This window comes from Oceanobacillus sp. FSL K6-0251 (assembly GCF_038004725.1).
Lineage (GTDB): Bacteria > Bacillota > Bacilli > Bacillales > Amphibacillaceae > Oceanobacillus > Oceanobacillus oncorhynchi.
On sequence record NZ_JBBORS010000001.1, the window covers coordinates 4,108,681 to 4,120,939 of the forward strand.

A 12,259-nucleotide genomic window follows, 5' to 3' on the forward strand; every position below is an offset into this window, starting at 1 on the left:
TGTTTCTGGTGCATGAAAGCCAGCTCAAAAATGAAGTCATGAAGATCCTTCGGGAATTAGCTCAGCCCGAACATGTCATGGCGGCTGCCATTGATATGTGGTAAGATTATAAAATTGCTGTTCAAACCTCCCAAAGCGCTATTGTGGTAATCAATGCATTCCATGTTATCCAAGCAGCATTTACCAAGGATTGGGACGAAGTTCGGAAAGTCGTTTAAACCGATGAGCAAGCAACAACGTAATGACCTGAAACGAGATAAAGACCTGTTCACCGGAGCCTTTGACGATTTAACAAAATAAGAACAGAAACGGCTGGGTCAATGGGAGAGATATCTCCTGAATTGGCCCAAGTCATGCACATTCATCAGCAACTTTGCGCCTTGTATCGTTTTAATGATTTGGAATAAGCACTAGAACTTCTGGTTGAATAGGAAAAGAAAATCCTTGAATTTTAAACAATTTCCTTTGGAATAAGCTCGACATTTGCTTTCAATAAATAAGTATAATAATCCGTACGCAATTTAGCTACTTCCTCTTGTAGTAAAGAAGTGTCTGGAGCACTGTTTGCTTCAAAAAGAAAGAGTCTTTTACTATCGTCTATTCCAATATCTAGGCCAAGTGTTACCAACTTCTGCTTTCGTACTGTTTCTATTTTTTTGGCCATATTTAATGCAAAGGAATTTATATGATCATTAATTGATTGTGCATCTTTTTCGAATTTTAGTTTAAAAAACATACCGGTATCCAGCATGCTGCTATTTTGTCCAATATTGGAAGCAACCTGCTGACCTATTCCGACTCTAATATATTTTTTTGCAATTACCCATTTTCCTTCTTTATTTTTCTCCAAATGGGCACGACAGTCAAAGGGATCCCCAAAATGTGTTCTGGAAGGAATGTATTTTTGAACAATAAATTTATCTTTTGAAATGATATTTTGAAAATATGAAAAAGTTTCCTGTAAATTCATTTTTTGGCTAGTTTTATTGTAACCGATAATGAACTCATCTTTATTTACTTGTGATATTTTATATATTTTCTCCCCTAATTGACTATAGATAGGCTTGACAACAACTTCGCCATATTTTAATAAATAGCCTTTAATAACAGAGAATGTTTTACATCTGGATGTTGGAATGGCATACTGTTGTAAATGTTCATCTTGCTCCATTACTTTCTGTACCTTCTCTTTTGAGATTTTATTTCTCCCACCTTCAGTTAAGTATGCGCGATCTTGTAAATAGGCTATTTTTTGTTTGGATTTTAAACAGAATGCAGAAACATCAATAATTTCTGGGATAGGCATCTCTGTATCTTCCCATGTATCTCCCTTTAAAACCAACCCGGAGGCTATATGGTCATCTTCGTTGATATCGCTTGGGTTCATATACAGAATCTCGATTCCTTTAGATTGTGCTTCGATGGATATTTCTTTTGCCAGATCTGTTGGTTCTTTGAAAGGTTGCAGTAGTCCTACTAACATGGAATCAATTCTCCTCCTAATCATTCGTTATCCTAGTTATCTAGATATAATTCTACCACAATAGAAATTAATTTGAAGTATAAATTTTTTTAAAAAATGATAGTGACGCATTTGTCAAGTTTTAAGATGTACCATTTTTACTATTTACTATCAAAAAATAAAGGCTTTTTTCGTGAAAATATATATTTCTCCAATATTTCAATCGGGAAAGAACGCATCAAATGTTTTCTGAAAATCCGGCCCCGAAAAGGAAATACGTATCTTGTTGTCCACAAAAAGCGTTTGGTGATTTTCATTATCAACGTGTGGATAAGAGAGTCTAGGATACCAGACTTCCTTAGGGAAATAAATTTCATACCTGTTCTAAATTCTTGTCTCAATTGAGATTTGTAGCATCACAATTAGCTTTGTCATATTTTCATACAGAGATTGTATCAAATTGCAGTCGTAAAAGCAGCACGCTTTACAATTACTCTATAACGAAATGCACTAAGCAATTTGCACTGAGGAAGAGAAAGAAGTCGTTTTGTCCTTCCTCTTTTAGTTTAATTATCTTTAATTGTTTTTAATAAATATCGGTAATAATCTGTTCTTAACATAGCTATTTCACCAAGTAAATTTGTCGTTACAGGAGCATCATTTGCTTCAAATATAAATATATCATCATTATGATCTATCCCTAAATCTATACTTAAAGTAGCTAGTTTTGTTTTTCTAAGTAATTCTATTTTTGCTGCTAATTGAAGTCCATATTCTTTCATTTGCTCTAGTTTTATTTCTGCTTCACTGCCGTATTTTAATTTCATAAATATATCTGTATCAATAATTCCTCCCCCTTGTCTCCAATTTGTTGTAGTTTTTTGATTGAGACCAATGCGAATCTGGTTACTAATAATTCGCCAATTTCCATATCCAGTCTTTTCGAAATGAATTCGCAAATCGAAGGAATTTTTCTCTGGCGTTACTGAATCTATGTATTTTTGTATAATATAATTTTTTTTGAGAATTTCGTTTTTACAAAATGTGGCGAGCTCTTCATAAGAGACTTCTATTGAAGTGTTGTAATAGTCTAAAATATACTTCATCGGGCTAATTTTTGTAATTTTATATACACCTTCTGCTTGTTTACTGTGTATAGGTCGTAAAACAATATCGTCGTATTCATTAAGAAATTCTTCAATTTCCGAGAAGGAAGAACAGTTCTTTGTGGGTATAGTAAATTTTTGATAGTTTGAGTCTGCCTTCAATTGTTCTTACAATGATAGTTTTGATAAACGATTTTTTCCATTTTCAGTTAGATGAGCTCGCTTTCTCAAGTGTCTGATAACTTCCCTATGTTTTAAACAATTAGAATTCACATCAATGATTTTAGGTATTTTTGCTTTTACGAGCTTCCATTCACCGTCCTTATAAAGCAATCCTCTAATCCTGCTTCTCCTTACGTCAACATCTTTAGGGGTGAAATATAATATATCTACTCTTTTAGTTTGTGCAACTGAAGCAATTAAACCTGCTAATTGTTGAGGTTGTTTAAAGTTACGTAAGTACCCAATTCTCATAATTTACTATGCCTCCAAATTCATTGTTACTTAAAAATTAAAGTCTACTATACTACACTATTTTAATTTATACATGATAAATTTCAATGAGTTATATTCTTCATTCATTTTAAACTATCTCTTATCAAAACATGTAAAAAGTATTGGTTTTATTCAAGTTACTATAGAAATACCAATTAGAATTTATTAGGCGATTTGTTTTGAATTTTTTAATGTGCAGTAATACATGATAGAAATTAGAATAAAAAAGTAGTTTATCTATAAAGGGGAACAGGAAACAAAGTATAAAACAATTAAACGACCTACCCTGCTAAAGCATGTTGATCTGAACATAAATATCGATGACTAATGTCGTTACTAAGACTGAACTTAACCTTCTATTCGAAATGTTTTTTCTTCGTTATTATAGTTTCTAACCGTTCCCTCATTTACTTTACCTACTGACGCCAAAAAATGCTGCCCCCAGCATCTCTTTTTTTATCTCTGGAAACTAATTTTGAAGTAATCAAGAAAGTCTTTCTTTTAGGTACTGCATGATTTTACTTGGTACTAGATTAGTAAAACATTTTAGAAGTAAATATGAATATTATTCCCCCCAAAATTCCTTGCAAGATGGTTATTCCTCTTCCTTCACACCTTTGTCTTATTAATACCTATGTTCTTACTGCGATTTCTCCACGTAATACTTTATATCGATACTTGGTTACCAAAATAACGTGATATTTTATATCATATACGGTGCGGCTATTCTTTTTATATCCGTCCTTACTTTTCATCTCATCTCTTAGTATGAGCAGCTAAAGATAAGCCTAAAAGCCAACACCATCTATAGATAATGGAGTTAGACCACGTATTTGGAAATTAAATCACAATCGAACTGAGCATTTGCTTTAAGATCAACAATCAGCTTTTTTGTACAGTACGTCAATTGAATGGAGTTGACAGGTCCATAAAGAGCTATTAATTATGCTTTATTAATGTTACTATTTGCTATAATCTTTGGGTTCTTCATTAAAAGCCTTTCTAGTAAGGAGTAAACTTCGCGCGTGCATATTTCAAGTCTAGGGAGAATACATATCTTTATTCCCAAATGGTTTGTCGCTTTATGAAGATATTTTTATTGTAGCGTTAAATACATCTGCATTTACACAGGTAATTAAATTTATTTTTCCGCGTTTATTGATAATATACCTTTCACAGCCAACTGCAAACAGGGTCACTGTTTACCTGTATATATTGCTTTTCTTTTATATTGCACCATATAAAAGAAAAATATGAGCAGAATATCTAAAGAAAACACTAATTATCTGAATGTTAAACAAACTAACAATTGAGTCAGGGAGGTAAGGAATAGAATCGAAAAAAGTAAAGGTATTTTGACTTAAAATACCTTTACTAAAAATAAAAATAGTTATTGACCAAATGATTTAAAACTAACATTCATTCACTCTTTCTTTATAGCAGACATGGATATTACTATTTAATAGTATAGAAAACTGCTTCACTTTCCATCCTGATAAACGACTTCCCCTTTACAAACCGTGTAAGCAATATTCATCTGCTCATCTAACAAAACAAAATCTGCATCCTTTCCAACCTCAACACTGCCTTTTCGATCAAAAATCCCAACTTGTTTTGCCGGGTTAACTGCATTCATCTTCACAATATCCTGTAATGTTACCCCATCTAGCTTCAGCATCATCTTCACTGCATCAATCATTTTCAAAATACTTCCAGCCAATGAACCATTATCCAGGGTAGCCTCTCCATTTTTCACAAAAACAGGCTGTCCGCCAAGCTCATATTCTCCTTCATCTAATCCTTTTGCCCGCATCGCGTCTGTAATCATAATAATACGATCAGACCCGACATTATCAAAAATAAGCTGCAGCATCTCTGGCACAACATGAATACCGTCTGAAATCAACTCTGCGCGTAAATCTTCCAACTGAAAGGAAGCTCCAACCGCTCCAATATCCCGATGATGTATGCCATTCATTGCATTACATAGATGCGTCAGCTGTCTAACACCTAATTTCGTTGCATCCTTTATTTGCTGGAAGGAAGCATCAGTATGACCTGCAGATACATTCACGCCAGATTGATTTAGTGTTTCTATAAATTCCCCTGTTTTATCATGCTCAGGAGCCATGGTAATTGTCCGAATTTGTCCGTTTGCATCGTCCTGCCAGGCTAGAAATTTAGCTAAATCAGGCTCTGTAATATATTGCTTCGGCTGTGCTCCTGCTTTGGAAACTTCTACAAAAGGACCTTCTAAATGAACACCGACTAAATCTGCTCCCGATTTTTGTCCGCCAGCTGTCCATGCAGCAACATTCTTTAAAGCATTAGAGATTTCTTCCTCTGATTGGGTAATGGTCGTAGCGAGATAGCTGGTCGTTCCTTCTGATGGCAGTTTATCCGCAAGTGTCTGTAAGGTTTCTGGTGTTGCATCCATGATATCAACGCCATAGCCACCATGAATGTGCCCATCAATAAACCCCGGCAGCAATTTTAATTTATGCTCTGCATCGATGACTTTCCCGGAAAAGGATAGATTAGTTGCTTGTTCTTGTGTCAGAATCTGTGTTATTTTTCCGTTCTCTGATATAACCGATGCATTTTTTATAACTTCTTCCGGCAGATAAGCTTCTTGAATGTTTTTTATAAGCAATGTTGATTGTTCCACCATCTATTCCTCCAATTAATCATTTATCTATTTCTTCTATTATAACGCTATCTCTTTAATAAATGTATATTTTGTTGTTATTTCCCGGGAAATGATATGATTTATCGAAATAAATTCAATGGAAAGTTACAAGTAAACGTCTGTTCAATGTTTATTAACATTATTTGCCAAGAATGATTATGTAATTAATTACTTTTTCTATATCAATATGACTATTTCTGTTATTATTAACAATACTTTCAACACGGTTATATACCTGAGATTTAAATGAAAGTGTTATCAAAACAGTTCTATCGACCTTATTATTTAAAACATTACAAACATGTTACATTTCTCTATATAACCTACCATTATTATCTATAAAACGATATAATTCTATAAAGATGTATTTATTGGATTATTTTTCATAGACAGATGTGCTAGATTACATACTTGTACTATGCCGTAATGGAATAAACTAGTAATACTTCTTTAAAACTAACAAACTACATTCTATCAATCACAATAAACAAACATCTGGAAGTAAAATACATCTTGTTCGTTTATGGAATATGGGATTTGTACTTATACCGGGATTGTTGCGTACATCGTTTATGGATTTATTTCTTCATTAATATAACGTACGGACAAAGCTAATAGAAAGTATACCTGTCACACACAGTTATTTTCTTGATGCACTCCTCCTTGGTCTCCTTACAAATCATATTCAAACACATCTATAAAACCCCAAACATTAAAATCTAAGGAGGAAACGCACACATGGCTAACAAAAAAATCATCTTCTCTGTTACTGCATCTGCAGCAATTGCATCTGCCTTTGTAGCAACAGACAGTGCCGACGCAGCATCTTACAAAGTAAAAAGCGGCGACAACCTATGGAAAATCGCCCAAAGTCAAGGAACTACCGTGTCCAAATTAAAATCTATCAATAACCTTTCTTCGGATATTATTTTCCCGAATCAGGTTTTACAAACAACTGGGTCTTCCAGTTCGAATTCTAGCTCTGGTTCTTCTTCTAGTTCCAGCTCGAATTCCAGTTCAAGCAATTCCAGCGGAAGTACATATACAGTGAAATCTGGTGATACTTTAAGCGGTATTGCCTCTCGACATGGTATTTCTTTAAATAACTTAATGAAGTGGAATAATCTATCTACGACATTAATCTACCCTGGAAATAAATTAACTGTCAGCAACAGCGGTTCCAGCAGTTCAAGCTCTAGTAATTCTAGCAGCTCTAGTTCCAATTCAAGTTCTGGATCAAGCTCTTCCAGCACCTATAAAGTGAAATCTGGCGACAGCCTTTCTAAAATCGCAAGCCAGCATGGAACGACTGTATCTAAATTAAAATCACTCAATAACTTGTCATCTGATTTGATTATTGCCGGCCAGACATTAAAAGTAAATGGTTCCAGCAGCTCTAGTTCCAGCTCATCTAACAGCAGCAGCTCAAATAGCAGCTCTGGATCATCCAACAGCTCTTCCAGCAGCTCATCATCCAGTGCAGGTTATAATGTAGATACCCTTATCTCTGTTGGAAAAAGCCAGCAGGGTGACCCATATGTATGGGGAGGAAGTTCTCCTGGCGGGTTTGATTGCAGTGGGTTCATCTATTACGCTTATAATCAGGCAGGTAAAAATATCCCTCGTACCAGTGTTGCAGGCTATTATGATAGAGCACAGACGATTAGCAATCCGCAAGTAGGAGATTTAGTATTCTTCTCTGGAACGTATAAATCTGGTCCATCTCATATGGGTATCTATGTTGGAAATAATCAGTTCCTTCATGCAGGTTCATCTACTGGTGTTACCATCACATCATTGGATAACCCTTACTGGAGCTCTCATTTCGACAGCTTTAAACGTTTTTATTAAAATACGAGCATTATTGAAAAATCTGTACCCGCCTGTTCCAGTCGAACAGCAGGTACAGATTTTTATTTTGCCTCCCGCTTGACAAACCGGTCATGTTCATGTCTTTTCAAAAAATGGTACTTCATAACACAATAGATTATGGTAAAATTAAAAATAAATAATTAGAAATACGAATAATTAGGAGGAGAATTGATTCCATGTTAGTAGGACTAATGCAACCTTTCAAAGAACCAACCGATCTGGCAAAAGAGATATCCATCGAAGCACAATCCAAAGGAATCGAGATTCTGTATATGAACCCAAGCGATATCAACGAAGATGACCATATGACCTCCGGGATGGTTTTAAAGGAAGATACGTGGGAAAATGCCGAGATGTCTATTCCAAAGATTATTGATGTTTCTGCATTCTGCTTAAAATCCAAACAAAAAATAGCCTATTTACAAGATCGCGCCTACTTAACCGAGGATGGGAGAAATAAAATCTCCAAGGAAAGTGTCCAGGAAATGTTAACAAAGGATCCGCAGTTTCAAAAGTATGCCATTCCAACCTTGCGCTGTAAAAGCTTCTCTATCATTAAAGGCTTCTTAATAAAGTATGGAGAAGTCGTTGTGAAGCCTGTCTACAGTCAATCCGGAGAAAACATTTATAAAATCGTACAGGCAGATAAAGATTCCTTCCTGGTCAGTCACCAGGAATCCACTACGAACATGACATTGAAAGAAGCCTTTGCGTTCTTTCAATCTATTATTTCCAAACGTAAATGTATTGTCCAGCCATACATACCTTCCAGAACGGAACAAGGTGAGCCCTTTAATTGCCGTGTTCATTTAGAAAAAAATAAAGAGGGTAAGTGGGTCATTGTGAAAAAATATATCCGCGTTGGTACGGAAAAACAAGTTTCTCCCAACAATCAAGAAAGCGGCGTCACCTTTGATGCAGGTATGTTTTTAACATTAAAATTTACTGAGGATGCCTCTGCAGTGGATGAGCATCTGGATTCGTTTGCCTTAAACGTTGCAAAAAAGATAGAAAAAACACGAAAAAAAGAATTAGCTACACTTGGTCTGGATATTGGAATCGATAAGGACCAGAACCTTGTGCTCTTTGAATCTATCAGTGCCCCTGATTCTTCACTGCTTCATCAAGAAGTAGCACAATTACGAACAGACTATTATGTTTACTTAGCTGAACAAAATGCGAATAACTTTCCCAAGGAATTAGCTTAAGAAGCTCGGTTCTCTATATGTTTTTTAATGATGTATCCCGCCAGGAATGTCACAGCGACATTCCTGGCAATCCTATATCCATTTCAGCTATCTGTACGTTCAGCTTACCTTATACCGTGCAAGATGCTTTTTGCACAGAACTTCATTCTCTAAATCCCCTTTTTTTATAGCGAAAAAACATATTTTTTGTCCTCAGATTTATTCCTGGTTGTTTTCTTATGTTACTATTACGTTAATACGGTTTTAGGAGGTGGAAATGATACGTACTATTCTCACTTATGGAACGTTTGATTTACTGCATGTAGGCCATGTGAATTTATTAAAGCGTGCAAAAGAAATGGGTGATTATCTTATTGTAGGATTATCCACCGATGATTTTAATATACTCAAGCATAAGCAGTCTTTTTATTCCTATGAAGACCGGAAAATCATTCTTGAATCTGTACGTTATGTTGATAAGGTTATCCCTGAAATCTCCTGGGAGCAAAAAAAAGATGATATTTTAACCTATCATGTCGATACATTTGTTATGGGGAATGATTGGAAAGGAAAATTCGATGCCCTGCGCTCTTTTTGTGAAGTGGTTTACCTCCCTCGGACAGATGGCATCTCTTCTACGTTGATTAAGGATAATTTAAGAGACGACAGCTGAAAATAGGCACTCTGTCATATAAATAAAGCTGGCGCCGTTTACGTGTGTCTCGGCTGTACTTATGCGATGGATAGATGTTTGATTTTTCCTGTTACATCATCATGAATATGTAATGCAATTGTAAATTTACTAATAGTTCATTCCATAGTAAAATTAAATGGGCTTTATCAAGAAATCCGTCGATATTTCTTGTAAAAAAAGGAGATTTGTAATGGTAAAACAAAAGAATATGCGAGGCCGCCGGGTTACGCGAAAAAAGCGTAAACTCCGTAAAGGTGTCTTAATTACCTTAATTATAATAGGCTTGGCTTTAGTCAGTGTTGTTGGTTATGGAAGTTATTTATATGTTAAAGCAAATAATGCAGTCTCTGATTCTTATGAAGATGATGGTCGTGAAGGTTCGGATTTACGGGATTTTGAAGTGGACCCGAATATTGACAACGTGTCTATCCTTATTATTGGCGTCGATGAAAATGAACACCGGGATAATGCAGAAACCTCCCGATCTGATACGCTTATGTTAGCGACGTTTAATAGAGAAGAAGGCAGCGTTAAATTAGTAAGTATTCCTCGTGATACCCTTCTATATGTTCCTGAAGTAGGTCGCGAAGATAAAATCACACATGCTCATGCCTATGGCGGACCAAAGGCAACCATCGAAACAGTCGAAAATTTAATGGATATTCCGGTTGACTATTATGTCCGTGTTAATTTCCATGCATTTGTTGATGTGGTCGATGCTATTGGCGGTATTGATATTGATGTGCCGTATGAACTGACAGAATCTGATTCCATGGATAAACGAGATGCTATCCATCTGCTTGCTGGAGAACAAACAGTTGATGGAGAAGAAGCATTAGCGTTTGCCCGGACCCGTAAGCTGGATAATGATATTGAACGCGGAAAACGGCAAATGGAAGTGGTCAATGCCGTAGCGGATAAAGCAGCATCCCTCAGCTCTGTGTTTCAATTTGATGACTTGATTGCCGCTGTCGGCAACAACATGAATACGAACATGACGTTTAATGAAATGATGACTTTTATTAAGTACGCTACCGGCGGTCTTGATATTGAAGATATGACCTTAGAAGGCAGCGATTATCAGCCAGGTTCTACGTATTATTGGCTGCTTGACGAGCCGGCATTAGAAGAAACGAAAAGATTGCTTCAGGATCACTTAGAAATCTCCGGTTCCTCTGCGGAGGAATCAGGAGAAACTTATGAGAATCCTAATTCGGAGGAACCGACCGAAGAAGGAACGTACGAAGAGGAAGGCTCCTATGAAGAACAAGGTGATCCTTATCAGGAGGAAGAACCTTATCAAGAAGAGCAGCCTGGTGAATCCTATGAAGAAGAGCCATATCAAGAGGAACAGGACCCATATCAGGAAGAAGTGCCTCAAGAGGAAGTACCTCAAGAAGAAACGGACGAATATGGAAATCCTTTATAAACACGAAACTCTTTCCCAGATTTATCGGGAAAGAGTTTTTTGCTGTCTGTATGTATTCACCCGTCCTATACATGAAAAAAAGCCTCCCTATTCTTGTACCATCCAAGAATAAAGAGACCTGCTTATCTTATTTTAACCTTCTTTTATGCAATTCTTCTTTTTTATGAAATAGAGAAATAATACTTCCTCTCGATCGGATTCCACATACCACCGAGAATAGATGTATCCCCAGAATAACGAAGCAGAAGACAGCCAGGGACGTCATCAGCTGTGCGTTATTAACGACGATACCCATCGCACCGAAGAACATGCTGAATGCGTAGATAATCCATACAGATTGTCTATGTGAGTAGCCGTTCTTTAATAATAGATAGTGAATATGATTTCGATCCGCTACCGAAATACCTTGTTTATTGCTGATTCTCCGGATAATGGCGAGCAGTGTATCAAATACCGGAAGTGCAATCACGATAATCGGGATAACAAAGCTGAAGAAGGCTACATTTTTGAATAAGCCGAGCATCGATATAATCGCAATCGAATATCCTAAAAATAACGCTCCCGTATCTCCCATAAAGATTTTCGCCGGATGAAAATTGAATGCTAAAAAACCCAGTGTTCCGCCAATTAACAGAACACATAATCCAATGACAATCATACGAGAATCCATGATGGCCATCACCAAAATGCTGATAAAAGCAATGGTTGATACGCCGCCAGCCAGACCGTCTAATCCATCAATCAGATTAATGGCATTTGCAGCAGCAACAATCCATAAAATCGTAAGAGCTATCCCAACATACTCTCCTAAGAAAACCGTTCCCATAAAAGGTAATGTCAATTTCTCAATAACTAATCCGGAATAAGCTACTACCGAAGCAGCTCCTATTTGCCCTAACAGCTTGGTGCTGGGGCGAAGATCAATAATGTCATCCAGAAGCCCTGTCAATAGCATAATGATTCCGCCAATAATAATCGCTGTCATTTGCGGATGTTCTGGCTGCAGATAGAAGAACCCTGCGGCGATACCAAAGAAGATGCCCAGACCGCCAATGCTTGCTACAGCTTTTTGATGCTGTTTTCTCTGATCAGGCTGATCTACTAGATTGCATTTTTTAGAAATCCATATAATGATTGGTGTCGTGATAATTGCTGTCAGCAAAGCGATAACAAATGCGATCAGCAATTCAGCAGCACTCCACATAGTTGTTCACCTACTTATTTTACTCTAGTAAACTTACCTTTGTTTTCTATTACCCTTTCTTTCGTTAATCATACCATAATTTGATATGAACTGTTATATAAAAAAGCAAAAAAACACCCGA

At 36.3% G+C, this 12,259-nt stretch carries 10 protein-coding genes; 4 read left to right on the plus strand and 6 right to left on the minus strand.

Annotated elements, in window-relative coordinates:
- Window positions 1-451: 451 nt before the first annotated feature.
- From MKY45_RS20195 to nagA, 5 genes are all read right to left on the minus strand, one after another.
- On the minus strand, window positions 452-1,483 hold the full coding sequence (locus MKY45_RS20195; protein WP_042529637.1) for a YheC/YheD family protein: 1,032 nt from the start codon (window positions 1,481-1,483) through the stop codon (window positions 452-454).
- 545 nt (window positions 1,484-2,028) lie between these two features.
- Window positions 2,029-2,730, minus strand: coding sequence for a YheC/YheD family protein (locus tag MKY45_RS20200; RefSeq protein ID WP_341173326.1), 702 nt, complete (start codon window positions 2,728-2,730; stop codon window positions 2,029-2,031).
- 6 nt (window positions 2,731-2,736) lie between these two features.
- Complete coding sequence (locus MKY45_RS20205) at window positions 2,737-3,042, minus strand: hypothetical protein (RefSeq protein ID WP_341173327.1); 306 nt, start codon at window positions 3,040-3,042, stop codon at window positions 2,737-2,739.
- Window positions 3,043-3,695: 653 nt separating this feature from the next.
- Window positions 3,696-3,818: a transposase gene (locus MKY45_RS20210; protein ID WP_244882326.1), complete on the minus strand. Its 123-nt coding sequence runs from the start codon at window positions 3,816-3,818 to the stop codon at window positions 3,696-3,698.
- Window positions 3,819-4,543: 725 nt separating this feature from the next.
- The gene (gene nagA, locus MKY45_RS20215; RefSeq protein ID WP_341173328.1) at window positions 4,544-5,734 is read right to left on the minus strand and encodes an N-acetylglucosamine-6-phosphate deacetylase; all 1,191 of its coding nucleotides are present in this window, start codon (window positions 5,732-5,734) and stop codon (window positions 4,544-4,546) included.
- A 756-nt stretch (window positions 5,735-6,490) separates the two neighbouring features.
- Here nagA and MKY45_RS20220 point away from each other — a divergent pair.
- From MKY45_RS20220 to MKY45_RS20235, 4 genes are all read left to right on the plus strand, one after another.
- Window positions 6,491-7,603, plus strand: coding sequence for a C40 family peptidase (locus tag MKY45_RS20220; protein ID WP_042529631.1), 1,113 nt, complete (start codon window positions 6,491-6,493; stop codon window positions 7,601-7,603).
- A 197-nt stretch (window positions 7,604-7,800) separates the two neighbouring features.
- Window positions 7,801-8,832, plus strand: a complete 1,032-nt coding sequence (locus tag MKY45_RS20225) for a YheC/YheD family protein (RefSeq protein ID WP_042529629.1) — start codon at window positions 7,801-7,803, stop codon at window positions 8,830-8,832.
- A gap of 259 nt (window positions 8,833-9,091) precedes the next feature.
- Window positions 9,092-9,484, plus strand: coding sequence for a glycerol-3-phosphate cytidylyltransferase (gene tagD, locus MKY45_RS20230; RefSeq protein WP_289585075.1), 393 nt, complete (start codon window positions 9,092-9,094; stop codon window positions 9,482-9,484).
- Between the two features lie 211 nt (window positions 9,485-9,695).
- On the plus strand, window positions 9,696-10,934 hold the full coding sequence (locus MKY45_RS20235; protein ID WP_341173329.1) for an LCP family protein: 1,239 nt from the start codon (window positions 9,696-9,698) through the stop codon (window positions 10,932-10,934).
- Between the two features lie 127 nt (window positions 10,935-11,061).
- Here the strand turns inward: MKY45_RS20235 and MKY45_RS20240 are convergent, their stop codons facing one another.
- Window positions 11,062-12,138, minus strand: a complete 1,077-nt coding sequence (locus MKY45_RS20240) for an MraY family glycosyltransferase (protein WP_341173330.1) — start codon at window positions 12,136-12,138, stop codon at window positions 11,062-11,064.
- Window positions 12,139-12,259: the final 121 nt, after the last annotated feature.

Excerpts from the sequence above, each read along its gene's own strand:
- MKY45_RS20195 (WP_042529637.1), bottom strand. The coding sequence starts at position 1,483 with ATGTTAGTAGGACTACTGCAACCTTTCAAAGAACCAACAGATCTGGCA.
- MKY45_RS20205 (WP_341173327.1), bottom strand. The coding sequence starts at position 3,042 with ATGAGAATTGGGTACTTACGTAACTTTAAACAACCTCAACAATTAGCA.
- nagA (WP_341173328.1), bottom strand. The coding sequence starts at position 5,734 with ATGGTGGAACAATCAACATTGCTTATAAAAAACATTCAAGAAGCTTAT.
- MKY45_RS20240 (WP_341173330.1), bottom strand. The coding sequence starts at position 12,138 with ATGTGGAGTGCTGCTGAATTGCTGATCGCATTTGTTATCGCTTTGCTG.
- MKY45_RS20210 (WP_244882326.1), bottom strand. The coding sequence starts at position 3,818 with ATGAAAAGTAAGGACGGATATAAAAAGAATAGCCGCACCGTATATGAT.
- MKY45_RS20220 (WP_042529631.1), top strand. The coding sequence starts at position 6,491 with ATGGCTAACAAAAAAATCATCTTCTCTGTTACTGCATCTGCAGCAATT.
- MKY45_RS20225 (WP_042529629.1), top strand. The coding sequence starts at position 7,801 with ATGTTAGTAGGACTAATGCAACCTTTCAAAGAACCAACCGATCTGGCA.
- MKY45_RS20235 (WP_341173329.1), top strand. The coding sequence starts at position 9,696 with ATGGTAAAACAAAAGAATATGCGAGGCCGCCGGGTTACGCGAAAAAAG.